Origin of the sequence: Pseudomonas sp. 24 E 13 (genome assembly GCF_900004715.1) — a bacterium.
In the GTDB taxonomy this organism is placed as follows: domain Bacteria; phylum Pseudomonadota; class Gammaproteobacteria; order Pseudomonadales; family Pseudomonadaceae; genus Aquipseudomonas; species Aquipseudomonas orientalis_A.
This window is the reverse complement of sequence record NZ_CVTO01000113.1, coordinates 12,393-36,895: the sequence shown is the minus strand read 5'-3', so window position 1 is coordinate 36,895 and position 24,503 is coordinate 12,393. Positions and strand designations below refer to the sequence as shown.

Sequence of the window (24,503 nt, the reverse complement as noted above, 5' to 3'; positions counted from 1 at the left end):
CCGTGGGCCGCCGCAATGGGCCATCCCTGGCCCAGTGCGGCTAACCCGGCGTCCTGCCGGGTTGCCCACGTATTCAAGCCTGCGTTCGGCCAGCGTGGTTTAACGGGGCGCCTGAGATCAAGATCAAGAGCGACTCGCTGCGCATCGTGGTTACGGGTGGCGCGGCTGCGTTGTGTAGGAGCGAGCTTGCTCGCGAAAAACGTCAACGATAACGTGTGCGTCCTGAATGAACGCGGTGCCTGTGGGTTTTTCGCGAGCAAGAGCTAGGCGCCCCCCTCGCTCCTACAAAAAAGCCTTGAACTGACTGGCCTCAGGGTAGGCCATGGTGTCAGAGCGCGCTCAGCACGACTTCGATCTCGTCGAAACTCGGTCGCGCCAGCACGTGCGGCTGACAGCAGCTGATTTGCAATTCAACCAACTCGTCTGCAACGGCCTCTTCGACCCGCTCCAGCAACTCCCCCAGCAGCACGCCGAACGCGCGTACTTCAATGCGCTGCAGTGCCTTGGTTTCCGGGGTGTCCGCCTTGGCATGGAAGGACGCCGCGCCAAAGTCCCCAAGCAAACAATCACCCGCTGCATTCCACAAAATATTGTGGCCATACAGGTCGCCGTGGGTAATGCCGTGCCGGTGCAGGTGCGCGGCGACTGAGGCGATACCGCGCGCCATGCGCAGTGCCACGTCCAGGCTGAAACGGGTGTCGGGTGCGTAGATGTCCCGCGTGCACGATGCCAGGCTCGGCAATGCCGCGAGGTTGCGGTAACTCGGCTCGATCAGGTCCATCACCAAGGCAGCCTGGTCATCGGGGTGACCGCTGACGCGGCCTTCGACCTTGATCAGGTTGGGATGCAGCCCGGCGGCGATGCACGCTTGCATTTCATGCAGCGGTGAACCGTCGCTGGTGATGCTGCCTTTGTACAGTTTGACCGCGACCGGCAACGCCCGGGGTTTCCACAGCGCCTTGCGAATAATCCCCGACGCCCCTTCGCCGAGCACTTCGCCCAGTTGCAGTTCGGCCCAGGGAATGTCCGGTGTCCCGTCGGCCGTCACCTCAACGGCCATTTCCACCGGATTGCCGGCGTACGCCAGCCACGTCAGGCTCGGCAGGGTCAGCAGCCACTGCGGCAGGTGGGTCAGGCGGTTGGACGCGATGCGGATCAATTCAAGCTTTTCGCACTGGGCCAGGCTGGGCGGCAGCTGCGTCAGTTGGTTGCCGGCCAGCATCAGCTTTTGCAGCAGCGGGCGTTGGCCGAGTTCGTCGGGCAATTGGCTGATGCAGTTGTCGGTGAGGATCAGCCAGCGCAATTGCGGCGGCAGAGCGGCTGCCGACACCCGCTCGATGCGGTTGGCCTTGAAGCCGATCATGCTCAGTTGGGCGCAGCGGCCCAGGCATTCGGGCAGTTCGGTGAAGGCGTTGTCCGAGCAGAACAGCACGCGCAGGTGCCGCAGGCGGTGCAGGTCGTCCGGCAGGCTGCTCAAGGCGTTGCCCGTGAGGTTGAGGATTTCCAGCGAGTCGGCCAGTTCGAAGATTTCCCGGGGGAATTCGGTCAAACCGCAGGCCAGGTCCAGGCGGGTAGTGCCGGCCAATTGGCCGGCCTTGAGTTGGGCGAGGGTATTGATCAACGGCGCGGTCACTCGACAAGGGGGCGTGAAAAGGCGCTCATGATACCGGGTCGCGCGCGACTTGCGTGCCGCACTGGCGTAATTGCCCCAGGCGGCTGGCGGTACGCGCAAGGTCGATGGCCTTGCCGCCCAGGGCCTGCTCCAGTGGCTGCGCGCCGATCAGGATCAGCTGTTTGTCGCGGTCGTAAAGCACATCCACCAGGTTAATAAACCGTTGCTGCACGGCAATCGGGCAGTCGGCGAGGTGGGGCAGGCCGTCGATGATCCAGTGGTCGAAGTCCTGGCACAGCAGCAGGTAATCCATCACGGCGGTGAGCTGTTCGCACAGGTCGCCGAAGGTAAAGGCGATTCTGCGCGCTTCACGGCGGCGGCACTGCAATTGCCGGTTGCCAACGGTCAAGTGCAACGCCGGGCAATCGGCGGCAGGCAGCCCGAGCGCCTCACGTTGCGCCACGCTGCCTGGCCAGAGGTACCTGCCCGTGCTGAAGCGCTGCTCGGCATGGGCCTGGGGCAGGCGGCGAAAGTCCTCGGGGGCACTGACTTCCAGCACGTCCATGCGCGCCGCGATCAGGTCGATCACCGGCTTGAAGCGCTGGTGATACAACGGGTTGGGCAGCAGGCCCTCGGGCGCATAGTTGGACGTCACCAGCACCAGCACACCGCGCTGGAACAAGGCCTTGAACAAACGGCTGATGAGCATCGCATCGCCGATATCGTGCACATGGAATTCGTCGAAACACAGGACGCGACAGTCCGCCAGCCGTTCGTCCAGGGCCACGGCCAGCGCGTCGTCCTGCGCGCGGTGCTGGAACATGCCCCGGTGCAGGTCGGCAAAAAAGTCGTGAAAGTGCACGCGCTGCTTCTCGGCAATCGGCAGCGCCTGGAAAAAACCATCGAGCAGCCAGCTTTTGCCGCGTCCAACCGGGCCGTGCAGGTACAGGCTGCGGGCGGGCCGGCCGCTGAGCAGGTGTTCGGTTTCGCGGGCCAGCGCGGCAATGGCGCGGGTCTGTCCGGCGCTGAGGGTATAGCCCTGCTGCTCAGCCTTGTGCCGGAAAAATGCACGGATGGGCGATGCGCCCGCCTGTTGGGGGGTGGTGCCCAGCAGGCGACGGATCAGGGAAAGCACGGTCAAGGCGCGTCACTCTTGTTTCGGTGGTCGCTCACTTTAGGACGCTCGCCACGATTTGACCAATACCAGGCGGCAGCCAGCCCTCCCGGAACAGCCGAACGCGGGGGTATTTCTGACCAGACTGGCAGATTTTCCCCAAGTGGCTACCCTTATACGCAGGAGCCACCCCTGTATAAGGATTTGGGGCAGTGAAGGAACGCACAGTATTGGCAGTCATGGGCATGATGCTCTGCAACACGGTGTTTGCGGCGCAGGTCCAAGTGGTGGTGCGCATCGATGTGCAGCGTGGTTGCCAGTTGGTGGGCACCACGCGCACTGCGGGCATCGAGCAGCTTGGCGTGTTGGATTTCGGCAGCGGCCCGCGTCTGGATGACCCGGCCGGGCCCTTGAGTGCGGCGCTGATCAGCCAGCGCCAGCCACGCCTGGAATGCAATCCCGATACACCCTATCAAGTGCGCGTTGACGGCGGCCTGCATGGCGGCGTCGGCGAAGTGCGCTATCTGGCCAATGGCGCGCCGGCGAGCAAGCCCATCCCCTATCGCATTTATGCCGACGCCGCGCGGTTGATCCCGTTGCCGGTGGATGTGCCGGTCAGCGGTCGCGTGCCGGACAGCGGCTCCGTCGACCTGCCGCTGTTCGGCCGTATCGAACCGCTCAAGGACATCCCCGCCGTCGGCCGTTATTCCGACCTGCTCAAGGTTACGGTCACATGGTAATCCGCTACCTGGCCGTAACGGCTCTGCTGTTGCTGGCCGAAGACGCGCACGCGGCCGCTGCCAGCGGGCAGATTCAGGCGCAGCTGGTAATCACCGCCAGTTGCGAGGTCAACAAGAGCGTGGACACGGCGCCCGTGACGCCCGAAGGCGGTACCGCGATGCTGGATTTCGGCAGCCAGGGCCCGACGTGGAACGATACTCTGGGCGCGGCCGTTTCCGCCGGCGACAAAACCCCCTTGTCGGTGTCCTGCAGCCCCTCGGTGGCCAACAGTTTCACCGTGACCATCGACGGTGGCACCAATGGCGACGGCATCACGCGGCGCCTGAGCAACGGTCGCCAGTCCATTCCCTATCAGCTGTGGGCAGACCCTCTGGGTCGCAGCGCCTACAGCATCGGTGAGCAACGAAACTTCGCCATGACCCACGACGCCCAGGTACCGATCCCGGTCTTCGGCTCCGTGGTGGCGAATACCAGGGCCCTACCGGCCGGCATCTACACAGACACCCTGACGGTGACTCTGGATTGGTAAACCATGAGGATGGATATCATGCATGTACTCGTATCTCGATTGGGCGTTTGCGCCCTGGGCCTGGCGATGGCCTCCAGCCTCAATGCGGCGACCACCGTGACCGGGCAGATCAGCTCCAGCCTGACCTTGATTGCCAGCTGCCAGGTCAACGGCTCCGGTGCCGCGACCGGGCTGAACTTCGGTAGCCTCAACTTCGGTACGACCAATAGCTTGTTTACCAACGCCGATGCCCAGTTGCTGGGCGGCACCGGCACCGGCGGCGCGCTGTCGATCCTGTGTTCGGCCGGTACCACGCCCGCTGTCAAAGTGCGCGCCGGTGCCCATGACGGCGCCTCGCCGGGTGGTACTCGCGCACTGGCCGATGGCGCGGGCAATTTCGTGCCCTATGACTTTTACACCGACAGCGGTTTCTCTTCGCTGTTGGCGGTCGATGGCGTGATTACTCTCGCCGCCAGTACCGGTGTCGCGCAAACCGTGGGCCTGTATGGGCGTGCGGTGGGCAAGCCGGGCCTGCCGGCGGGCGTCTACACCGACACCGTGGCCGTGGAGCTGACGTTCTGACGATGTGGCTCAGGGTGTGGTTGGCCTGTGGGCTGGCGTTGCCGCTGCCGTTGTCGGCGGTGACCAGCCAGAGCTTCCAGGTCAGCGCGACCATCACGCCGGGTTGCCTGATCGTGGGCAGCGCCAGCAACTACGGCACGCTGACCTATGGCAGCTATTCGGCCCTGGCCACCAGCACGGTGACGGCGGCCCTTACCGGCGGCGTGATCCTGCAATGTACGCCGGGCGTGGCGCTGAGCATGAGTGTCGACGGCGGGTTGCACAGCGGCACCGGGCGAAATTTGCTGCACAACAGCGGCAGCGCGCGGGTGGCTTACCAACTGTTTCGCGATGCGGCGTTCAGCCAGAGCCTGGGGATTGGCCAGAGCGTCAGCGTGAGCTACAGCGATGCAAACACCATCAGCCTGCCGATCTACGGGCGGGTGGTACTGCCGGGCAATCAGCCTGGGGGGACGTACAGCGACACGTTGCAGGTGCAGCTGTCGTGGTAGGGCTATGGGAATAAGGAGTGGTTTTATGCGTTCACCTTCCCGGCGGCTGTGGGCCGCGGGTGTTGTCCTGGGTGCCCTGTGCACGAGCGGGCTTGTGCAGGCGGCCAGCTCGGTGCTGATCTGGCCCATCGACCCGGTGCTGGAGGCCGACCAACAGGCCAGCGCGCTGTGGCTGGAGAACCGTGGCAGCGAGACGGCCAACCTGCAGGTGCGCGTGTTTGCCTGGAGCCAGAACGGCTTCGACGAGCAGTACCAGAACCAGCGCGATGTGGTCGGCAGCCCGCCGGTGGCCAGGATCGAACCCGGGCAGAAGCAACTGGTGCGCCTGACCCGCACCCGTGAAGTGCCGCCAGGCCGAGAGTTGGCCTATCGCATCATCATCGATGAAATTCCCTCGGCGCTGCAGGTGCCCGCGCCACCGGAGGGCAAAAATACGGCGGCGGCGATTCGTTTCCAGATGCGCTATTCGGTGCCGTTGTTTGCCTACGGTGCCGGCCTGTGGAGCAAGGACGACGCCACCCGCCAGCGCGACCCCACGGGCGCCGGGCAGCCGCAATTGAGCTGGAAGAAGGTCAATGTGGCCGGGCGCAGCTATATCGAGGTGCGTAACCAGGGCGCCGTGCATGCGCGGTTGACCGACGCCTCGTTCAAACAGGGCGGCAAGACCCGGCCGCTGGTGGAAGGGCTGCTCGGCTACGTATTGCCGGGGGCGACCATGCGCTGGCCGATGCCGGGCGATGTGCCGGGCGACCAGCCGCTGCAGGTCAGGATCAACGGCGCGACGCAAGTGGAGAGTCTCGCGCCGACACGATAAACGGTGTGTCGCGGGACGGGTGCGAGCCCGGGTTTTAACAGGATGGAGATGTCCATTGAAGGACGCAACGCCATGGTGAGTCGTGGTTGGGCTCGTGGTATATGGCCATCGATGGCAGTGGCAAGCGGGTTGTGGGGCGCTGCGGTAGCGGGCGATCTGCCGCCGCCGCCGAGCAGCATGGAGGCGGTCGCCGATGCACAGCTGTTTCTGCAATTGGTGGTCAACCAGATGGACACCGGCCGGGTCATCGCGGTCGAGCAACGCGCCGGGCAGCTCTTCGTGCCCGCCAGCGCCTTGCAGGACGTGGGCATGAAGCTGCCGGGAGATCCTGATGGCAGCGTGGCCCTGGACAGCGTGCCTGGCCTGCACAGTGATTACGACAGCAATGGCCAGCGCCTGCTGCTGGATGTGCCACCGTCCTGGTTGCAGGAGCAGTTCATCGGCAACCGCAACACCTACCCGCGCACCCAGGCCATGAGCAGCTTCGGCGCCTTGCTCAACTATGACGTGTATTTCAACGACACCGACGAGGGCGGCAGTTACCTTGCGGCCTGGAACGAGGTGCGTCTGTTCGATAACTGGGGCACCTTGTCCAACACCGGGCAACTGCGCCAGACCCTGTCCAATGGCATCAGCAACAGCACGCTCAACAATGGTTATCGGCGCTACGACACCACTTGGCGCTTCTCCGATGATGAGCGGCTGCTCACCTACGAGGCCGGCGACGTGATCAGCGCTGCGTTGCCCTGGAGCAGCTCGGTGCGCCTGGGCGGGGTGCAACTGTCGCGGGACTTTGCCGTGCGTCCGGACCTGGTGACGTACCCCTTGCCGCAATTTGCCGGCGAGGCGGCGGTGCCCTCGTCGGTCGACCTGTTCATCAACGGCTACAAGACCGAAAGCGCGCAGCTGCAACCCGGGCCGTACACCCTGACCAACATCCCGTTCATCAATGGTGCCGGTGAGGCCGTGGTGGTCACCACCGACGCCCTCGGTCGCCAGGTGTCGACCACCGTTCCCTTCTATGTCACCAGCACCTTGCTGCAACACGGCTTGACGGATTTTTCCGTGGCCGCCGGGACCTTGCGTCGCGATTACACCCTGCGCGATTTCGGCTACGGGCCGGGCGTGGCCAGCGGTACGTTCCGCTACGGCTATTCCGACAACCTGACCCTGGAAAGCCACGCCGAAGCCTCCAGCGACCTGACCCTCGGCGGGCTCGGCGGCAACCTGCGCCTGGGCAATTTCGGCGTGCTCAATACCGCCGTCAGCCAGAGCCGGTTCGACAGCCGCAGCGGCCGGCAACTGAGCCTGGGCTATCAGTACAACAGCGCGCGCTACAGCCTGATGTACCAACGTGTCGAACGGCGCGACGCGTATGCCGACCTGACCCTGGTCGACACGCCCTACGCTCGCCTCAGCAAGCGCAGCGAGCAAGTCACCCTGAGCCTCAACCTCGAGCGGTTCGGCAGCCTCGGCCTGGGCTATTTCGACGTGCAGGCGGCGGACGACTCGCGCACGCGCCTGCTCAACCTGAGCTGGAGCAAACCGCTGTGGCGCAACTCCAGCGTGTACCTGTCGGCCAACCGCGAAATCGGTGACAGCAACTGGGCGATGCAGGCGCAACTGGTGATTCCGTTCGACCTCAACGGCAGCCTGGCCTTGAGCAGCGAGCGCGGCAAGGACGGCGCCAGCCGCCAACGCATCAACTACAGCCGGGCGGTGCCCAGCGAAGGCGGGGTGGGCTATAACCTCGGCTACGCCCAGGGTGATGCCCCGACTTATCGCCAGGCCGACCTGACCTGGCGCCTGCAATCGGTGCAACTGCAGGCCGGTGTGTACGGCAGCAGCGACGCGCAGACACGCTGGGCGGATGCCAGCGGCTCGCTGGTGTGGATGGGCGGTAACACCTTCGCCGCCAACCGGATCAACGACGCCTTCGTGGTGGTAAGCACCCAAGGGTTCGCCGGCATTCCGGTGCGCTATGAAAACCAGTTGGTCGGCGAGACCGACCACAAGGGCCACTTGCTGGTGCCCTGGAGCAGTGCCTATTACCGCGCCAAATATGAAATCGATCCGCTGAACCTGCCACCGAACGTGCAGACCCCGAATGTCGAGCAGCGCGTGTCGGTGCGCCGTGGCAGCGGCTACCTGCTGGAGTTTCCATTGCGCCGGGTGCTCGCCGCGAGCATCACCCTGGTCGACGGTCAGCACCAGGAGTTGCCGCTGGGCAGCCTGGTGGTGCATGAACAGAGCAACACCCAGGCAGTCGTGGGCTGGGACGGGCTGGTCTATCTGGAAAACCTCAGCGCCCACAACACGCTGCACGTCACCCTCGGCGAGGGTCGCAGCTGCCAGGCGAGTTTCGATATCAATGAGCAGCAACAGGACGTGCCGCTGATCGGGCCGTTGGTCTGCCAATGAAGGATTGAACAGGGAGTGTCCAGGTGAAGGGCAAGGGATGGCTGTGTGGGGTAGGGCTGTTTGGCTTGGGGCTGTTGTGTTCGGGCAAGGCATTGGCCGTGTGTTCGGTGGCGCCCACAGTACCGGCCAGTTTCGGCTCGATCAGTTCGATGACTGTACGCACCGCTGCGCAAACCAGCTCCACCACCAATGCCGGGCTGAGCTGCACCTCGGCGCTGATCTCGCTGCTGGTGTCGACCGACCATTTCTACGCCACGATCACGTCGACTCAGGGCGGCATGCGCGGGCCGACCGGGGATGTGATCGGCTACACGATTTATGGCACCAACAGCACCAGTTATCCCATTACCCGGGGGGCGCAGTTCGATTTTGGCGGGGCCGGCGGTATCGCCCAGATCATCGGGCTGCTCGCAGGCCCGGGTGCGAAAACCGTACCGCTGTACCTGGGCAGCATCACCGGCAGCAATGTCGCCGCCGGCTTGTATACCGAGACGCTGAACATCGCCTGGAACTGGAACTACTGCTCGGGAGTCGGCCTTGGCGGCGTCTGCCTGGGGCGTGACATCGGCAGCGGCACGGCGGCGCTGACCGTCAGCATGAACGTGACCAATGACTGCCAGATCACCGCGCCCAATGTCAGCTTTGGCAGCGCGCCGGTGGTCAGCGGGTTCGCCGCCGTGACCGGGCAGACCATCAACATTGCCTGCACCAAGGGCAGCGCCTACACCGTGGGCTTGAGCGACGGCCAGAACGCGGTCAGCGTCGGTGGCCGGCGGCGCATGGTTTCCGGCGGCAACTACCTGGCCTACGACCTTTTCAAAAGTGCCGGCACCACACGTTGGGGCAGTGTTGGCGCGGCACGGCGCGCCAGCTCCACGGCCGAGGTCAACCCCGGCAATGGCTTGGGCACGGGCAGCCAGGTGTACAACTACAACGCCAGGATCTACACCGACCAGCCCACGCCACCGGCCGGTATCTATGTGGACAACGTGGTGCTGGACGTTGGCTTCTAGAACTTCATTTGCCCGGGGCTGGCCTGATCCACGGGACTGACCATCGCGTAGTTGTACCCGCCGCCCGACCAGTAGTCGGCCTGCAAGCCGTCGGCGCTGCGGCTGCCGCGCGGCAGGAAGCCGTTGTTCGGGCCCGGTGGGCGGATATAGAAACTGATGCGCCGACCCTGCGGGTCTTCGTACAGCACCATGGCCGCTGCGCCTTGGTCGGTGGTGAGCAGGCGCCCGCTGACCGGCTTGAACCCCGCCTGGCTCAAGTCGGGCAAGCGATGGGCCTGGTTGAAGTAGCGATCGAGCCAGGCCTGCATGGTGCTGCGGTCCTGAGCGTTGTAGTCGGCGGGCATGATGCCGTCCTGGGCAAACAGACGGTATGCCTGCATCGCATCGGCCATCGGCAACAGCCCTGGCTGGGTGGCCTCGCGGGCGTGCCAGCCGCCCAGTCCGCCGAGGCTGACGGCGATCAGCAGCAGCGCCGCAGTGGCGAAATGGCGGCGGGACCGATGCTTGACGCGCTGGCGAATCAGCGCCGGGTCCAATGCCGGGTTGCCCGGTTGTTGCAGGGCACCGCTCAAAGACGCGCGCAGCAACTGCGCATCCTGTTGCCAGGCATGCACCTGGGCGGCCACGTCGGGGTGGCTCGCCAGCCAGGTTTCAAGGACACGGCGATCACTGTCCGGCAACTGGTGATCGACGTAGGCGTGTAAGTCACGTTCGCTGGGAGGCAGGCTGATCATTTGAGTATCCGCAGGGAAGGGCTGGCAATTTCGCCATCGCTGAGTTGACGCAAGGCCTGGCGGGCGCGTGAGAGACGCGACATCACCGTACCGATGGGCACGTCGAGTATTTCGGCGACTTCCTTGTAGCTCAAGCCTTCGACCGACACCCACAGCAGCAGGGCGCGCTGCTCGGCAGTGAGTTGGTCGAAGGCTTGCAGGGTGGATTGGGCCATCACCGTACGCTCCACCGAGGGCTGCGCATCGTCGCGGCCGGTGAAGAATTCGAGCATGCGCGCGTAGCGTCGGTTGCGCCGATGGGCATCGAGGAATTGTCGGTACAGGATCGAAAACAGCCACGCGCGCAGGTCGCCTTCGATGCGCTTGTCGGCCCAGGCGGTAATGGCCCGTTCCAGGGTTGACTGCACCAGGTCGTCGGCGCTGCTGGCGTTACGGGTCAGGGACACGGCAAAGCGCCGCAGCCTGGGGATGAGTTCGCGTAACTGTTCGTCGAGTTCGTGCATGGGTGTCCGGCTGGTTGCTACGCTGCTGTGACTGGCTGTGACTGGAGAGACGTGCGGCGCCGAAGGTTATTCCATGGGCCGAAAAATAAAATGCGGCCAGGGAATAGAGTGTATCGGCGTGCGTCTCAATGCTCCGACCTTATGTTTCACCCCCTAAGGCCTCTGGCCCTGGAGTTCATTCATGGTAGATCACTCACCACCGCCCCGTCCTCCGTTAAGCACTGCGAGCCTGATTGCGCGACTCGCGGGTATCGGTGCCGTGGTTGCCGTTGTTGCCGGGGCATTTGCCTACGTCAACGGCACCCTCGACCCACAGCGCCTGCGGCCAAAAAACCTGGTCAATGCCCTGGAAACCAATAACGGTGTGCACCCGGGGTTTCGGCGTAACCATGCCAAGGGCGTGTGCGTGGCCGGGTACTTCGAGAGCAGTCCCGAAGTGCGTGCCTACTCCAGCGCCCAGGTGTTCAACGAGGCGAAAACCCCGGTGATCGGGCGTTTCGCCTTGCCCAGCGGCAACCCTTATGCGCCGGACAGCAGTGTGCCGATCCGCAGTTTTGCCGTGCAGTTCAGCCAGGCCAACGGCCAGCAGTGGCGCACCGGGATGAACAGCATGCCGGTGTTCCCGGTGGGCACGCCCGAGGCGTTCTACCAATTGCTCAAGGCCGGCGCGCCGGACCCGGCCACCGGCAAGCCGAACCCCGCGAGCATGCCGGCGTTTTTCGCCGCCCACCCGGAGACAGCACCGTTTCTGGCCTGGGTCAAAACCGCCAGGCCATCGGCCAGTTACGCGACCGAAACCTATAACGGCATCAACGCGTTTTACCTGGTGAGCGCCGACGGCAAACGCCAGGCCGTGCGCTGGTCCGTGGTGCCACAGAGCCAGGATGCAGCGGGCGATACCGCGCCTGAGGGTGGCGACTTCCTGGAAAAAGACCTGGTGCAGCGCCTGGCTGCGGGGCCGCTGCAGTGGCAGTTGAACATGACGCTGGCCAATCCCGGCGACCCGCTCGATGACGCCAGCAAGACCTGGACCGGCGCGCACAAGGTAGTCACCGCCGGCACCCTGGTGCTGCAGAGCAGCCAGCCACAAGCCGACGGCGATTGCCGCGATATCAACTTCGACCCGCTGATTCTGCCCAGCGGTATCGAGGCGTCCAATGACCCGCTGCTGGCGGCCCGCTCGGCGGCCTATGCCAGTTCCTACCTGCGCCGCGCCGGTGAAGTCAGCCCGTTGCACAGTGCCTCCCAGGAGTCGAAGCCATGAAAGTTCAACCACGCTTTTTCGTCCCGCTGGCGCGTTTGCTGCACTGGCTGATGGCGTTGATGGTCATCGCCATGCTGTTTATCGGCGCGGGCCTGGCGGCGTCGGTGTCCGAGCGCCACGAGTGGCTGATTCACCTGCACAAGCCGCTGGGCATCGCCATTCTGGCGCTGGTCATCGTGCGCCTGGTGGTGCGTTTTTCCACGCGCCAACCGCCGCTGCCGGCTGACTTGCCGCGCTGGCAAGTGCTCGCGGCCAAAGCGTCTCACTGGGTGTTGTATGGCTTGATGCTGGTGTTGCCGTTGTTGGGCTGGGCAATGATTTCGGCGGCCGGTGACCCGGTGATGCTCAGCAGTTCCGTGCAACTGCCGGCATTGGTCTCGGCGAATGCACCGTTGTTTGCGCTGTTGCGCAAGGCCCATGGTTATCTTGCCTACCTGCTGTTCCTGACGGTGCTGGTGCATCTGGCGGCCGCGCTGTTCCACGGGTTGATTCGCCGCGACGGCGTGCTGCAAAGCATGACCGGCACCCGCCACTGATCAGCTTTGACCGATAGTCAACGCACGTGGCCGATGATATCGGCCACGCTGCTCAGGACATCCTTGCCCAGTTGCCTGGAGCGATCACCGGACCAACCGGTTTTCGCGTTGGGCGCGTCGTCGTTGTCCTTGAACGGCATCTCCAGGGTCAGTGACAGGCAGTCGTACTGTTCACCGACCGCATTGCACGCCAGGGTCATATTGGCTTCGCCCGGCAGATCGCGGGTGTAGCCGTAGGTGGTCTGAAAGTCACGGGTCAGTTGGCTCAGGTGACTGCGGAAGTGCTTTTCCAGGGCTTCGATACGCGGGCTGTAGCCGGGGTTGCCTTCACAGCCGGCAGTGAACACGTAGGGGATTTCTTCGTCGCCGTGGATATCGAGGAACAGGTCGACGCCATATTTTTCCATCTGCTGTTGCACGAACAGGACTTCCGGGCTGAGTTCCTGGCTGGCGCTCTGCCAGGCGCGGTTTAAGTCCTGGCCCATGGCGTTGGTACGCAGGTGGCCATGAAATGCGCCGTCGGGGTTCATGTTGGGCACCAGGTACAGGTCGGCGACGGCCAGGAGCTTTTTCAACTCGGTGTCACCGCTCTGTTGCAGGCGTTCGATCACGCCCTCCATAAACCATTCGGCCATGTGTTCGCCGGGGTGCTGCTGGGCAATGATCCAGACCTTGCGGCGGGCTTCGCCGCCTTTGCCACGGCGCAGCAGTTGGATATCACGGCCCTCGACACTTTTACCGGTGGCCAGCAGCTTGACGCCGGCGTACTTCAGCGCCTGTTCGATCAACCAGTCGTGGCGTTCACGGCTGTAGGGTTCGAAGTAGGCGAACCACGCGTGTTTTTCCCGGGTCTGGAGGCTGATATGCAGGATTTCGCCATCAAAGCGCGATGGCACGCGGAACCAATTGACGTGGTCGTAGGATGCCACGGCGTTATAGCCGGTCCATGCATGCTTGTAGGATGACCGGCCCGCGTTGCTCAGGCGAAACGTGTGGGTGTGCCCCACATGCATGCCTTCGGCCTTGAAGTGGAACCATTGGTAGTGTTGGCTACGGGTGTCGGGTTTGATTGCCAGCAGCAACTGGTAGGCATCGCTGGCATCCAGGACCTGGATATTGCCGCTGTCGAAGTCGGTGCTGATTTTGATGGACGTCAAGGCCACGGTCATAGTCTGGTTGCCTGAATATGAGGTTGTGGCGGCTATCTTACACAGGCGGCAGGCAATGACTGGAAGCAAAATTGTTGCACGGGGGAGGGGGCGTCATCCGTGACGCTGCGGCAGCTTAGGGTCTATGAGATTGATTCTCAAGCGCTAAATCGTGAAGAAATGGGCTGAAGCCTGGCTGCGGCTTTCTTTACGCAGTGGTCTTTTGCTACCATCCGCGCCATCAAGCAACACACAGTCTTCATTAGCCTGAAGCCATGCCAGAACAACTGGCAAAAAAAAGACCCGGCCAAAGAGCCGGGTCAAAAACCGTGATTAGCCTGATGAGGAGATATTCCAAGAGTCCGACCTAAGGGCTCTTGGTCTATCGACTGATCTCGCGATCAGCTGGGTCCAATAATAATCATTATCATTTGCAAGTCAAATGTTTTTATCCGTTCGATAGAAATATTTTTCGCCTGCGCCCGTCATCCGTTTGCCTGAGCGTTCGGCGCTCGCAACGACCGCTCCACCATCGCCTTCGCCATATCAATCAAATACACCACCGAAAATGCCAGGTCACGCTGATTGCCCTGATGGCTGCTCGCCGACTCGTAGGCGGTTGCCGCCGCGCTGCGCAGCAGGTCGGAGGCGTGCACCAGCGCTTCCTCCTGGCTGATGCCCGGCTTGAGGGTGAAAAAGCTCGGGTCCGAGTCCGGCGCAGACATCTCTTCTTTCAAATAGTAGTCCAGCGCGCGCTGTGCGGCGCCGCTGCAGCGCATGTCGTGCAGCTCGGTGTTTTCAGGTATTTCAGGCAGGTGATACGGGCTCGTCGTCATGAGGGGAGGTACTCTGGGTGGGTGTCGAAAACCTTGTACCGATGATAGTACGTATCGTATTTATGTCGTTTCATGGATTACTACAAACTGTTTATTGCCCTGGCAAATACGCAACGTATTGTCAGCGCCATGGATAACTGGATAGCGTTGGTGCGAGCCAACATGAAAGACCGCAAGGTCACGCAGGATGAACTGGCCGAGCGCCTGGGCATGTCCCAGGGCGGCGTGGGTCATTGGCTCAACAAGCGCCGCGTGCCGAGCCTGGCGGACATGAACCGGGTGCTGGCGGAGTTGGGGCTGGGCTACCTAGAGGTGGCGCTGGAGATTCGTGAGCGGGCAGATACACAGGCGGCCCTGGAGCACCACTACAACCCGTATTTTCGCTACCCGGTCAACGACTGGGGCGGTGTGTGCGAACTGCGCGAAGCACGCGCAAGCTATGGGCCGGAACGCTTTGAATTGACCGATTACCATGCCCACGGCGACGCCTTCTGGCTGCCTGTGATCGGCGACGCCATGACTGCGCCCACCGGCCTGAGCATCAGCGCAGGCATGCTGATCCTGGTCGATCCGGCCATCGAGGCGCAGCCCGGCAAACTGGTGGTTGCGCAATGGCTGGACAACCCCCAGGCGACCTTTCGCCAGTTGCAGGCGGACAGCGGCCAGCTTTACCTGGTGCCGCTCAATCCTACTTACCCCAAACTGCTGTTCACCGATGATTGCCGCATCCTGGGCGTGGTCGTGCAAGCCATGGCGAAGTTCTAGTGCGCCGGCTCCAGTTCCACCAGCGCACTGCCTTCGGCGACCATCTCGCCCTCCTGGCAAAACAAGGCCTTGACCACGCCCGCCTCGGGCGCGCGGATGCTGTGTTCCATCTTCATCGCTTCAAGTACCACCAGCTGCGCACCGGCTTCGACGCGTTGGCCGATGTCCACCAGCACGCGCACAATGCTGCCGTTCATGGGGGCGCTAAGGCCACCTTGAGCGGTGTGACCGGCCTCGGCCGCCGCAATCGGGTCGAACAGGCTGACCGCCTGCATCTCGCCATCCCAGCGCAGGTACACCGTGCCTTCATTGCGCACGGCCAGATGGGCACGACGTATACCCTGGTGTTCGATGACCAGTTGCTCGTCCATGAGTGGCGACGATGGCCCGGCCAGCGTGACCAGTCGATCCTGGCCATTACAGCTCAAATGCAGTGAAACCTGCGCCGGCAGCCCCGCGCGAAAGCCGTGGGTCGCGGCCCACGGCCCTTCACCGGCCGGCAAGGTTTGCATAAAGGCCGAACCTGCCGCCTGCCAGAACTCATCGCTCAACGCCCCGGCCACCGGCAGCAGCTCAGCCTGATAGCGCGGAATAAACCCGGTATCCAGCTCGGCGGCGGCAAAGGCCGGATGGCCAATGATGCGCCGCAGGAAGCCCAGGTTGGTCTTGAGCCCGCCCACCGCAAATTCGTCGAGCATACTCAGCAACCGCAGCCGCGCCTGTTCACGGTCCTCGCCCCAGGCAATCAACTTGCCGAGCATCGGGTCGTAAAACGGCGAAACACTGTCCCCTTGCTCGACGCCGCTGTCCACGCGGCGCCCCGGGCCGGGCCTGGACTCGCGGTACAGCGCCAGCCGTCCGGTGGCGGGCAGGAAATCGGTGGCCGGGTCTTCGGCATACAGCCTGACCTCAATCGCATGCCCCTTCAGCGGTACCTCTGCCTGGCTGATCGGCAGCACCTCGCCCTGGGCCACGCGGATCTGCCAGGCCACCAGGTCGAGGCCGGTAATCGCCTCGGTGACCGGATGCTCGACCTGCAGGCGGGTGTTCATCTCCATGAAGAAAAACTCGCCGCGCGCATCCAGCAGGAACTCCACGGTCCCCGCGCCCACGTAACCAATTGCCTGCGCCGCGCGTACCGCCGCTTCGCCCATGGCCTTGCGCTGCCCGGCACCGAGTCCCGGCGCGGGGGCTTCTTCCACGACCTTTTGATGACGCCGCTGGATCGAGCAATCGCGCTCATTGAGGTACAGGCAGTTGCCGTGTTGATCGGCAAATACCTGGATTTCCACATGGCGCGGTTTGAGCAGGTATTTCTCCACCAGCATCTGCCCGTTGCCAAATGACGACAGCGCCTCACGCTGGGCGGAGGCCAGGGCTTCTGCCAACTGGCTGACGTCCTCGACCACCTTCATGCCCTTGCCGCCGCCGCCGGCCGTGGCCTTGAGCAGCACCGGGTAACCGATACGCGCGCAGGCCGCGCGGAAGGTCTCCAGGTCCTGGGCCTCGCCGTGATAGCCCGGCACCAGCGGCACACCGGCGGTTTCCATCAGGGCCTTGGCCGCCGACTTGCTGCCCATGGCGTCAATGGCCGAGGCGGGCGGGCCGAGGAAGATCAAGCCCGCTGCCTCGACGGCCCGAGCGAACCCGGCGTTTTCCGACAGAAACCCGTAGCCTGGATGAATCGCCTGGGCGCCGCTGGCGTGGGCGGCGGCGATCAGTTTATCGATCTGCAGGTAACTGTCGGTGGCCTTGCTGCCGCCCAGGTCGACACGAATATCGGCTTCGCGGCTGTGCCGCGCATCACGGTCGATTGCACTGTGCACGGCCACGGTGGTCAGGCCCATCGCCTTGGCGGTGCGCATGATTCGGCAGGCGATTTCGCCACGGTTGGCCACCAGCACGCTTGTCAGTGGGCTCATGGGTGCGGCTCCTTGGATTGCCAGCTGGGTGCGCGTTTTTGCAGAAAGGCGCGCAAGCCTTCCTGGCCCTCGGCACTGACCCGAATACGCGCGATAGCGTTTTCACAGTAACGCCGCAGTGCCGGGGTAAGGGCACCGCTGCCCACCTCACGCAATAAGTCTTTGCTCGAACGCATCGCCGCCGGGCTGTTGTGCAGCAGGTTGGCGATCCACTCATCCACCCGTTGCTCCAACGTCTCGAGCGGGTAGCTTTCCGCCAACAGGCCGATCTCTCGCGCACGCTGGCCGTCGAATCGCTCGGCCGTCAACGCATAGCGACGGGCTGCGCGTTCACCGATGGCCTGCACCACGAATGGGCTGATCACCGCCGGTGCCAGGCCGATACGCACTTCCGACAGACAGAACTGCGCGTCATCGGCGCCAATCGCCATGTCACAGCAACTGATCAAGCCCAGCGCGCCGCCGTAAGCGGCGCCTTGTACCACCGCCAGGGTGGGGATTTTCAGCTTGGCCAGGTTGTACATCAACTCGGCCAGTTCCCGGGCGTCGTCCAGGTTGGTGTGGTAATCCAGCTCGGCCGACTGCTGCATCCAGGCCAGATCGGCGCCGGCGCTGAAGTGCTTGCCGCGCCCGCGCAACACCAGAAAGCGCAGGGACGGGTCGCCCTGGACGTGGTCGAGGGCGATGATCAGTTCGCGGATCATTTGGGCGTTGAACGCGTTGTTCTTGGCTTCACGACTGAGCCACAGCGTGGCAAAGCCACGGCTGTCGGTGATCAGTTCGAGGGTGTTGAAATCGCTCATGGAATACAGCTCCGATTACATGCGGAACACGCCGAAGCGGCTCGGCTCGATAGGCGCATTGAGGGCGGCGGACAGCGCCAGGGCCAGCACGTCGCGGGTCTGCAGCGGGTCGATGACGCCGTCATCCCACAGGCGTGCGCTGGAGTAGTACGGATGGCCCTGGGTTTCGTACTGGTCGAGGATCGGCTGCTTGATCGCCGATTCTTCCTCGCCACTGAACGGGTTGCCGGCGCGCTCGGCCTGCTCGCGCTTGACCTGCACCAGCACGCCAGCGGCCTGTTCGGCGCCCATCACGCCGATGCGTGCGTTGGGCCACATCCACAAAAAGCGCGGGTCATAGGCACGACCGCACATGCCGTAGTTGCCGGCACCGAAACTGCCGCCGATGATCACGGTGAACTTCGGCACCTTGGCGCAGGCTACCGCCGTGACCAGTTTGGCGCCGTGCTTGGCGATGCCGCCGGCTTCGTATTTCTGGCCGACCATGAAGCCGGTGATGTTCTGCAGGAACAGCAACGGAATCCTGCGCTGGCAGGCCAGTTCGATAAAGTGCGCGCCTTTTTGCGCGGCTTCGGCGAACAGGATTCCGTTGTTGGCCAGGATCGCCACCGGGTAACCGTGCAGGTGCGCAAAGCCGCACACCAGGGTGGTGCCGAACAGCGCCTTGAACTCATCGAACACCGAACCGTCCACCAGCCGTGCAATCACTTCGCGCACGTCGAACGGCTGCTTGGCATCGGCCGGGATCACGCCATACAGCTCTTCGCCGCTGTACAACGGCGCGACGGGCGTGCGTTGGCGCAACTCGCCCAGCTTGCGCCAATTGAGGTTGGCCACGCTGCGGCGGGCCAGGGCCAGGGCATGTTCATCGTTGTCGGCGTAGTGGTCGGCCACGCCGGAAATCCGGCAGTGCACATCGGCGCCGCCGAGGTCTTCGGCGCTCACCACTTCGCCGGTGGCGGCCTTCACCAGCGGCGGGCCGGCGAGGAAGATAGTCGCCTGCTGGCGCACCATGATCGCTTCGTCGGCCATGGCCGGCACATAGGCGCCACCGGCGGTGCAGGAGCCCATCACCACGGCGATCTGCGGGATGCCCTGAGCGCTCATATTCGCCTGGTTGAAGAAGATCCGCCCGAAGTGCTCGCGGTCCGGGAAGACTTCGTCCTGGCGCGGCAGGTTGGCACCACCGGAGTCCACCAGGTAAATGCACGGCAGGCGGTTCTGCTCGGCGATGGTCTGGGCGCGCAAGTGTTTCTTGACCGTCAACGGGTAGTAGGAGCCGCCTTTCACGGTTGCATCGTTGGCGACGATCATGCACTCGACGCCTTCCACGCGGCCGATACCGGCAATCACGCCGGCGGCAGGCACGTCTTCGCCGTACACCTGATGGGCGGCCAACTGGCTCAATTCGAGGAACGGCGAGCCTGGGTCGAGCAAGCGATTGATGCGCTCACGCGGCAACAGTTTGCCGCGCGAGGTATGCCGCTCCTGGGCCTTGGCGCCGCCGCCCTGTTGTACCTGGGCGAGCAGGGCGTGCAGCGCGTCGACCTGTTGGCGCATCGCCGCACTGTTGGCGACGAACTCCGCCGAGCGCGGGTTGAGCTGGGTATGCAGGGTAGCCATGAGCAGCTCCTTCAGCGGGTTTCGTTGAACAGTTCGCGACCGATCAACATCCTTCGAATCTCACTGGTACCGGCGCCGATTTCGTACAGCTTGGCATCACGCAACAGGCGCCCGGCGGGGAATTCATTGATGTAGCCGTTGCCGCCCAGAATCTGGATCGCATCCAGGGCCATTTGCGTAGCGCGTTCGGCGCTGTACAGGATCACGCCAGCGGCGTCCTTGCGCGTGGTCTCGCCGCGCTCGCAGGCCTGGGCCACAGCGTAGAGGTAGGCGCGGCTGGCATTGAGCTGGGTGTACATATCGGCGACCTTGCCCTGGATCAGCTGGAACTCGCCGATGCTCTGGCCGAACTGCTTGCGGTCGTGGATGTAGGGCACGATCAGGTCCATGCATGCCTGCATGATTCCGGTGGGGCCGCCGGAGAGCACCACGCGTTCGTAATCGAGGCCGCTCATCAGCACTTTGACGCCGCCGTTGAGCACGCCGAGGATGTTTTCCTCGGGGACGTGCACGTCATCGAAAAACAGCTCGCAGGTGTTGGAGCCGCGCATGCCCAGCTTGTCGAACTTGGTGCTGCGGCTGAAGCCTGCCCAGTCACGCTCGACGATGAATGCGGTGATGCCATGGGCGCCCTTTTCCACGTCGGTCTTGGCGTAGATCACGTAGGTGTGGGCGTCGGGGCCGTTGGTGATCCAGGTCTTGCTGCCGTTGAGCACGTAGGCGTCACCGCGCTTGTCGGCACGCAGTTTCATCGACACCACGTCGGAACCGGCATTCGGCTCGCTCATGGCCAGGGCGCCGATGTGCTCGCCGCTGATCAACTTGGGCAGGTACTTGAGTTTCTGGGCGTGGGTGCCATTGCGGTTGATCTGGTTGACGCACAGGTTCGAGTGGGCGCCGTAGGACAACGCCACCGAGGCCGAGCCACGGCTGATTTCTTCCATGCTCACCACATGCGCCAGGTAACCCAGGCCCGCGCCGCCGTATTCCTCGGGCACGGTGATGCCCAGCAGGCCCATGTCGCCGAACTTGCGCCACAGGTCAGCGGGAAACAGGTTGTCGATATCGATCTGGGCTGCGCGGGGCGCGATTTCCTTGGCCACGAAGGACTGCACCTGGTCGCGCAGCATGTCGATGGTTTCGCCGAGGGCGAAGTTCAGGGACGGGTAACTCATGGACAGGCACCTTAATGTGAGCTTTTGTTGTTGTGTAGGCAACGCGCGGGGGAGGGCGCTGACCTTTACGTTAACGTAAGCTTGCGTTGCGGCGCTGTCAATCGTAGTTTACGTTTACGTCAACCTACAAAAAAGACAACAGGGGTCGTTATGGATCAACCGAATCCGAGCTACAGCCGTGGCTCCCAGGACAAAGCCTTGCTGGCCATGACCATTGGCGAGGCGTTCGATCTTACCGCTGCGCAGTATCCTGATGGCGAAGCCTTGGTGGTCCGCCACCAACAGCGACGCTACACCTGGCGAGAGCTGGCCGAGACGGTTGATCTGCACGCGCGGGCGTTCCTCGCCCTGGGCATGCAAACCGGCGACCGCCTGGGCATCTGGGCACCCAATTGCGCCGAATGGCTGGTCTGCCAGGTGGCGAGCGCGAAACTCGGGGTGATCCTGGTCAATATCAATCCGGCGTACCGCAGTAGTGAATTGGACTACGTGCTCAAGCAATCCGGCTGCCAGTGGCTGGTGTGTGCCGGTGCGTTCAAGACCTCCGATTACCACGCCATGCTCCAGGCGCTGAAGCCCGACCTGCGTGGCCTCATCAGCCTGGACCCCAATCCGCCGCCCGCATTCATGCCCTGGTCGCAACTGTCGGCGCTCGGTGCCGATGTCCCGCCCGGGCACTTGCACAGTCGCCAGGCCAGCCTGCACTTCGACCAACCCGTGAACATCCAATACACCTCCGGCACCACCGGCTTCCCCAAGGGCGCTACCCTCAGTCACCACAATATCCTCAATAACGGCTACATGGTCGGCGAAAGCCTCGGGCTTGCCGCGCAGGACCGTTTAGTCATTCCCGTGCCGCTGTACCACTGTTTTGGCATGGTGATGGGTAACCTCGGTTGCATCACCCACGGCACCACCATGATCTATCCCAATGACGGCTTCGACCCTCTGCTGACGCTGACCGCCGTCGCCGAAGAGCGCGCCAGCGGCCTGTACGGGGTACCGACCATGTTTATCGCGCTGCTCGATCACCCACGCCTGGGCGAGTTCGACTTGTCCAGCCTGCGTACCGGGATCATGGCCGGCTCAACCTGCCCGATCGAGGTGATGCGCCGGGTCATTGGCGAGCTGCACATGCGCGAAGTTCAGATTGCCTATGGCATGACCGAAACCAGCCCGGTGTCGTTGCAGACCGGCGCCGACGACGATCTGGAGCGCCGCGTGACCACCGTAGGTCGCACCCAGCCGCAGCTGGAAAACAGGATCATCGACGCTGATGGCAACACCGTGCCACGCGGTGACATCGGCGAGCTATGCACGCGCGGCTACAGCGTGATGCTCGGCTATTGGAATAACCCAGAAGGCACTCGCGATGCCATCGACGAGGAGGGATGGATGCACACCGGTGACCTGGCGACCATGGACGAACACGGTTATGTGAGCATCGTCGGGCGCAACAAGGACATGATCATTCGCGGTGGCGAGAACGTATATCCACGGGAGCTGGAGGAGTTTTTCTTCACCCATCCGGCCGTGGCCGATGTGCAGATCATCGGTATCCCCGATGAACGCTACGGTGAGGAAATCGTCGCCTGGATCAAGTTCCACCCGGGGCAGGTGGCGAGCGAGCTGGAACTGCAAACCTGGTGCAAGGGCCGCATCGCCCACTTCAAGATGCCCAGGCATTTCAAGTTCGTGGACGCGTTTCCGATGACGGTGACGGGCAAGATCCAGAAATTCCGCATGCGCGAGATCTCAATCGAAGAGTTGCAAACACTCTCGCAATAACACACAGAAAGCACAAAGGGGACCCGAAGGTCCCCTTTAATTTGTCGTTGCGTGCTCTTTTTTTATTATTGAGGGGCGGCCTGTTGTTGTTTTTGGTAGCCGTGACCCGTACCGCTGTTGTGGCGACCCCCATCCGGGGTCAAGAGCAAACGTATTTTTTTGAGCGCTGATCTGCTTTTTCGTAAACGATCCAACCAGTGGGTAGCTACCTGAGGTAGTTTTATTTTTCTCTAACCGGTTGCGGGTTTCGGCACGCCGTACCCTGCAAAGCACATCTTCTCCAAAAAAATCTGTTAGCTGCGTCTCTGCCGTGTTGTTTTTGTTATGTCAGAGTCGTTTCGTCTTATTTTTATTAGGTTTGGTGCTTTTTATTCTTGTTATGCCATAGAGATAGCAGAAGCCGTGCCAACTTTTAAAAGTCCTTTAAAATCAATGACTTGATTTTTTTCCATGGTCTATTTTTTTGGATGGGCGGCGGATTATGTTCCCGCGTTACCCGTTATGTCGGGCTGCGGTAACACATTGTCACAGCTGTGCTACTCAACCGAGATTACGCGCCTTCGCCACCCGCGATCCGCTTGCCCGTCCCAGCACCTGACTGATCTGCTGGCCCGCGCCAATCAGGCGCTCCAGGTCGATGCCGGTGTCGATCCCCAGTCCATTGAGCAGGTACACCACATCTTCGGTGGCGACGTTACCGCTCGCGCCCTTGGCATAAGGGCAGCCGCCGAGGCCCGCGATAGAGCTGTCGAACACCTGGATGCCTTCCAGCAGGCTGGCGTAGATGTTGGCGATCGCCTGGCCGTAGGTGTCGTGGAAATGCCCGGCGAGCTTGTCGCGCGGCACCTGTGCGCCGACCACCTCGAACAGCCGCCGTGTCGCGCCCGCCGTGCCGGTGCCGATCGTGTCGCCCAGGGACACTTCATAGCAGCCCATGGCATACAGTTCGCGGGCGACCGCCGCCACCTGTTCCGCAGCAATATCCCCTTCGTAGGGGCAACCCAGCACACACGACACATACCCGCGCACGCTGACGCCGTGCTGCCGGGCCGCGGCCATGATCGGCGCAAACCGCTCCAGGCTCTCGCTGATGGAGCAGTTGATATTGCGTTGGGAAAACGCTTCTGACGCCGCCGCAAATACCGCGACTTCCTTGACCCCGGCCGCCAGTGCATCTTCAAAACCGCGCAGGTTTGGCGCCAGCGCGCCATAGGTCACGCCTGGCTTGCGCTGGATCTGCGCGAACACCTCGGCGGAGCCGGCCATCTGCGGCACCCATTTGGGCGACACGAAACTGCCGACCTCGATATAGCTCAGGCCGGCGGCACTTAAGGCGTCCACCAACCGCACCTTGTCGGCGACGCTGATCGGCTGGGCTTCGTTCTGCAAACCGTCGCGCGGGCCGACTTCCACCAGGCGGACGTGTGAGGGGAGGGTCATGGCGGTTACCTTCTGGTTATTGGCCGGCCTGGCGCATGGTGTGTGCCAGGGCCTGGGTGCAACGCTCTTCGGCGGTGTCCAGTTCCAGCTTCATTTGTTCGATATCCAGCAACTGTTGCTCAAGCTGTTCACGGCGCTCGGCGATCTTTGCCAGCATGCTGTAGAGTTGAATGTGGTTGCCGCTGGTGGGGTCGTAGAGCTCGATCAACTCGCGGCATTCGGCCAGGGAAAAGCCGATGCGCTTGCCGCGCAGGATCAGTTTGAGGCTGACCTTGTCCCGCGCCGAGTAGATGCGCTCCTGGCCGCGGCGTTCGGGGGCGAGCAGGCCTTGCTCCTCGTAGAAGCGAATGGCGCGGGTGGTGATGTCGAGCTCGCGGGCGAGGTCTGAGATGCTGTAGGTGGTGCTCATGGGGGTGCTCAAGAAAGTCCTGGGGCTAAGCTAATGGCAGGTTGACGTGAACGTCAAGGGATCCCTTGCTGGTGCTCCACAATTCAATATGGGAGGGGCTTGCGCCCGATGGCGGCCTCAGGGCCGACCGGGCTGTTGTGTCGATCCCGGTGCAAATGTGGGAGGGGGCTTGCCCCCGATGGCGGCCTCACAGCCGACCAGGATGTTGGATTGGACCGAGTACATATCCGTTTCTGCGGTAACGGCTGCTTAGGGTTCCGC

At 63.1% G+C, this 24,503-nt stretch carries 23 protein-coding genes; 11 read left to right on the top strand and 12 right to left on the bottom strand.

All coding sequences use genetic code 11. From position 1 onward, the window contains the following. Positions 1 to 328: 328 nt before the first annotated feature. Positions 329 to 1,618: a protein kinase gene (locus BFP90_RS11970; RefSeq protein WP_065896805.1), complete on the bottom strand. Its 1,290-nt coding sequence runs from the start codon at positions 1,616 to 1,618 to the stop codon at positions 329 to 331. 40 nt (positions 1,619 to 1,658) lie between these two features. After that, positions 1,659 to 2,753 carry a cell division protein ZapE gene (zapE, locus tag BFP90_RS11965; RefSeq protein ID WP_065896772.1) on the bottom strand — a complete coding sequence of 365 codons (1,095 nt, stop codon included), beginning with the start codon at positions 2,751 to 2,753 and terminating at the stop codon, positions 1,659 to 1,661. 221 nt (positions 2,754 to 2,974) lie between these two features. Between zapE and BFP90_RS11960 the strand changes: the two genes are divergently transcribed. From BFP90_RS11960 to BFP90_RS11930, 7 genes are all read left to right on the top strand, one after another. Beyond that, the gene (locus tag BFP90_RS11960) at positions 2,975 to 3,466 is read left to right on the top strand and encodes a Csu type fimbrial protein (protein WP_083203230.1); all 492 of its coding nucleotides are present in this window, start codon (positions 2,975 to 2,977) and stop codon (positions 3,464 to 3,466) included. Continuing rightward, complete coding sequence (locus BFP90_RS11955; RefSeq protein ID WP_065896770.1) at positions 3,460 to 3,996, top strand: Csu type fimbrial protein; 537 nt, start codon at positions 3,460 to 3,462, stop codon at positions 3,994 to 3,996. Before BFP90_RS11960 ends, BFP90_RS11955 begins: the two co-directional genes overlap by 7 nt. 18 nt (positions 3,997 to 4,014) lie before the next feature. Continuing rightward, positions 4,015 to 4,557 (top strand): Csu type fimbrial protein, encoded by a 543-nt coding sequence (locus BFP90_RS11950; RefSeq protein ID WP_065885044.1) that lies wholly within the window; start codon positions 4,015 to 4,017, stop codon positions 4,555 to 4,557. Positions 4,558 to 4,559: 2 nt separating this feature from the next. Beyond that, a complete protein-coding gene (locus tag BFP90_RS11945) occupies positions 4,560 to 5,048 on the top strand; it encodes a Csu type fimbrial protein (protein WP_065896769.1) in 489 nt (162 codons plus the stop codon). A gap of 25 nt (positions 5,049 to 5,073) precedes the next feature. After that, positions 5,074 to 5,862: a fimbrial biogenesis chaperone gene (locus BFP90_RS11940; RefSeq protein WP_065896768.1), complete on the top strand. Its 789-nt coding sequence runs from the start codon at positions 5,074 to 5,076 to the stop codon at positions 5,860 to 5,862. A gap of 72 nt (positions 5,863 to 5,934) precedes the next feature. Continuing rightward, positions 5,935 to 8,283 carry a fimbria/pilus outer membrane usher protein gene (locus BFP90_RS11935; protein ID WP_065896804.1) on the top strand — a complete coding sequence of 783 codons (2,349 nt, stop codon included), beginning with the start codon at positions 5,935 to 5,937 and terminating at the stop codon, positions 8,281 to 8,283. 23 nt (positions 8,284 to 8,306) lie between these two features. Next, positions 8,307 to 9,296, top strand: a complete 990-nt coding sequence (locus BFP90_RS11930; protein ID WP_065896767.1) for a Csu type fimbrial protein — start codon at positions 8,307 to 8,309, stop codon at positions 9,294 to 9,296. On the opposite strand, the gene BFP90_RS11925 is transcribed toward BFP90_RS11930, so the two are convergent. Next, positions 9,293 to 10,030 carry an anti-sigma factor family protein gene (locus tag BFP90_RS11925; RefSeq protein WP_065896766.1) on the bottom strand — a complete coding sequence of 246 codons (738 nt, stop codon included), beginning with the start codon at positions 10,028 to 10,030 and terminating at the stop codon, positions 9,293 to 9,295. The two genes, BFP90_RS11930 and BFP90_RS11925, sit on opposite strands and share 4 nt — an antisense overlap. Next, positions 10,027 to 10,533: an RNA polymerase sigma factor gene (locus BFP90_RS11920; RefSeq protein ID WP_065894883.1), complete on the bottom strand. Its 507-nt coding sequence runs from the start codon at positions 10,531 to 10,533 to the stop codon at positions 10,027 to 10,029. The genes BFP90_RS11925 and BFP90_RS11920 overlap by 4 nt, the downstream gene beginning before the upstream one ends. Before the next feature lie 181 nt (positions 10,534 to 10,714). Here BFP90_RS11920 and BFP90_RS11915 point away from each other — a divergent pair, with 181 nt between their 5' ends. Both BFP90_RS11915 and BFP90_RS11910 read left to right on the top strand, forming a co-directional pair. Next, entirely contained in the window at positions 10,715 to 11,797 is a 1,083-nt protein-coding gene (locus BFP90_RS11915) for a catalase family peroxidase (RefSeq protein ID WP_065896765.1), read from the top strand. Further along, on the top strand, positions 11,794 to 12,333 hold the full coding sequence (locus BFP90_RS11910; RefSeq protein ID WP_065894885.1) for a cytochrome b: 540 nt from the start codon (positions 11,794 to 11,796) through the stop codon (positions 12,331 to 12,333). The genes BFP90_RS11915 and BFP90_RS11910 overlap by 4 nt, the downstream gene beginning before the upstream one ends. A 17-nt stretch (positions 12,334 to 12,350) precedes the next feature. Here the strand turns inward: BFP90_RS11910 and BFP90_RS11905 are convergent, their stop codons facing one another. Further along, positions 12,351 to 13,502, bottom strand: coding sequence for a M14 family metallopeptidase (locus tag BFP90_RS11905; RefSeq protein WP_065896764.1), 1,152 nt, complete (start codon positions 13,500 to 13,502; stop codon positions 12,351 to 12,353). A gap of 464 nt (positions 13,503 to 13,966) precedes the next feature. Continuing rightward, a complete protein-coding gene (locus BFP90_RS11900; protein ID WP_065894887.1) occupies positions 13,967 to 14,317 on the bottom strand; it encodes a DUF6124 family protein in 351 nt (116 codons plus the stop codon). Positions 14,318 to 14,446: 129 nt separating this feature from the next. Here BFP90_RS11900 and BFP90_RS11895 point away from each other — a divergent pair, with 129 nt between their 5' ends. Next, positions 14,447 to 15,082, top strand: a complete 636-nt coding sequence (locus BFP90_RS11895) for a LexA family protein (protein ID WP_065894986.1) — start codon at positions 14,447 to 14,449, stop codon at positions 15,080 to 15,082. Here the strand turns inward: BFP90_RS11895 and BFP90_RS11890 are convergent. The 4 genes from BFP90_RS11890 to BFP90_RS11875 are packed head-to-tail and all read right to left on the bottom strand — an operon-like array spanning position 15,079 to position 20,605. Beyond that, a complete protein-coding gene (locus tag BFP90_RS11890; protein WP_065896763.1) occupies positions 15,079 to 17,004 on the bottom strand; it encodes an acetyl/propionyl/methylcrotonyl-CoA carboxylase subunit alpha in 1,926 nt (641 codons plus the stop codon). The two genes, BFP90_RS11895 and BFP90_RS11890, sit on opposite strands and share 4 nt — an antisense overlap. Continuing rightward, entirely contained in the window at positions 17,001 to 17,807 is an 807-nt protein-coding gene (locus tag BFP90_RS11885; protein ID WP_065894889.1) for a gamma-carboxygeranoyl-CoA hydratase, read from the bottom strand. The genes BFP90_RS11890 and BFP90_RS11885 overlap by 4 nt, the downstream gene beginning before the upstream one ends. Positions 17,808 to 17,822: 15 nt before the next feature. Continuing rightward, positions 17,823 to 19,430, bottom strand: coding sequence for a carboxyl transferase domain-containing protein (locus BFP90_RS11880; RefSeq protein WP_065896762.1), 1,608 nt, complete (start codon positions 19,428 to 19,430; stop codon positions 17,823 to 17,825). Positions 19,431 to 19,441: 11 nt separating this feature from the next. Continuing rightward, entirely contained in the window at positions 19,442 to 20,605 is a 1,164-nt protein-coding gene (locus tag BFP90_RS11875; protein ID WP_065896761.1) for an isovaleryl-CoA dehydrogenase, read from the bottom strand. A gap of 150 nt (positions 20,606 to 20,755) precedes the next feature. Here BFP90_RS11875 and BFP90_RS11870 point away from each other — a divergent pair, with 150 nt between their 5' ends. Further along, the gene (locus tag BFP90_RS11870) at positions 20,756 to 22,393 is read left to right on the top strand and encodes an AMP-binding protein (RefSeq protein WP_065896760.1); all 1,638 of its coding nucleotides are present in this window, start codon (positions 20,756 to 20,758) and stop codon (positions 22,391 to 22,393) included. 540 nt (positions 22,394 to 22,933) lie between these two features. On the opposite strand, the gene BFP90_RS11865 is transcribed toward BFP90_RS11870, so the two are convergent. Together BFP90_RS11865 and BFP90_RS11860 are read right to left on the bottom strand one after the other, a co-directional pair. Then, a complete protein-coding gene (locus tag BFP90_RS11865; protein WP_065896759.1) occupies positions 22,934 to 23,833 on the bottom strand; it encodes a hydroxymethylglutaryl-CoA lyase in 900 nt (299 codons plus the stop codon). 16 nt (positions 23,834 to 23,849) lie between these two features. Continuing rightward, positions 23,850 to 24,242 carry a MerR family transcriptional regulator gene (locus BFP90_RS11860; RefSeq protein WP_065896758.1) on the bottom strand — a complete coding sequence of 131 codons (393 nt, stop codon included), beginning with the start codon at positions 24,240 to 24,242 and terminating at the stop codon, positions 23,850 to 23,852. Between the last annotated feature and the right edge of the window lie 261 nt (positions 24,243 to 24,503).

Coding starts and splice junctions, on each gene's coding strand:
- BFP90_RS11920 (WP_065894883.1), bottom strand. CDS start 10,533: ATGCACGAACTCGACGAACAGTTACGCGAACTCATCCCCAGGCTGCGG.
- BFP90_RS11895 (WP_065894986.1), top strand. CDS start 14,447: ATGGATAACTGGATAGCGTTGGTGCGAGCCAACATGAAAGACCGCAAG.
- BFP90_RS11900 (WP_065894887.1), bottom strand. CDS start 14,317: ATGACGACGAGCCCGTATCACCTGCCTGAAATACCTGAAAACACCGAG.
- BFP90_RS11860 (WP_065896758.1), bottom strand. CDS start 24,242: ATGAGCACCACCTACAGCATCTCAGACCTCGCCCGCGAGCTCGACATC.
- BFP90_RS11905 (WP_065896764.1), bottom strand. CDS start 13,502: ATGACCGTGGCCTTGACGTCCATCAAAATCAGCACCGACTTCGACAGC.
- BFP90_RS11940 (WP_065896768.1), top strand. CDS start 5,074: ATGCGTTCACCTTCCCGGCGGCTGTGGGCCGCGGGTGTTGTCCTGGGT.
- BFP90_RS11890 (WP_065896763.1), bottom strand. CDS start 17,004: ATGAGCCCACTGACAAGCGTGCTGGTGGCCAACCGTGGCGAAATCGCC.
- BFP90_RS11870 (WP_065896760.1), top strand. CDS start 20,756: ATGGATCAACCGAATCCGAGCTACAGCCGTGGCTCCCAGGACAAAGCC.
- BFP90_RS11950 (WP_065885044.1), top strand. CDS start 4,015: ATGCATGTACTCGTATCTCGATTGGGCGTTTGCGCCCTGGGCCTGGCG.
- BFP90_RS11885 (WP_065894889.1), bottom strand. CDS start 17,807: ATGAGCGATTTCAACACCCTCGAACTGATCACCGACAGCCGTGGCTTT.
- BFP90_RS11925 (WP_065896766.1), bottom strand. CDS start 10,030: ATGATCAGCCTGCCTCCCAGCGAACGTGACTTACACGCCTACGTCGAT.
- BFP90_RS11935 (WP_065896804.1), top strand. CDS start 5,935: ATGGTGAGTCGTGGTTGGGCTCGTGGTATATGGCCATCGATGGCAGTG.
- BFP90_RS11955 (WP_065896770.1), top strand. CDS start 3,460: ATGGTAATCCGCTACCTGGCCGTAACGGCTCTGCTGTTGCTGGCCGAA.
- BFP90_RS11915 (WP_065896765.1), top strand. CDS start 10,715: ATGGTAGATCACTCACCACCGCCCCGTCCTCCGTTAAGCACTGCGAGC.
- BFP90_RS11910 (WP_065894885.1), top strand. CDS start 11,794: ATGAAAGTTCAACCACGCTTTTTCGTCCCGCTGGCGCGTTTGCTGCAC.
- BFP90_RS11865 (WP_065896759.1), bottom strand. CDS start 23,833: ATGACCCTCCCCTCACACGTCCGCCTGGTGGAAGTCGGCCCGCGCGAC.
- BFP90_RS11875 (WP_065896761.1), bottom strand. CDS start 20,605: ATGAGTTACCCGTCCCTGAACTTCGCCCTCGGCGAAACCATCGACATG.
- BFP90_RS11880 (WP_065896762.1), bottom strand. CDS start 19,430: ATGGCTACCCTGCATACCCAGCTCAACCCGCGCTCGGCGGAGTTCGTC.
- BFP90_RS11960 (WP_083203230.1), top strand. CDS start 2,975: ATGCTCTGCAACACGGTGTTTGCGGCGCAGGTCCAAGTGGTGGTGCGC.
- BFP90_RS11945 (WP_065896769.1), top strand. CDS start 4,560: ATGTGGCTCAGGGTGTGGTTGGCCTGTGGGCTGGCGTTGCCGCTGCCG.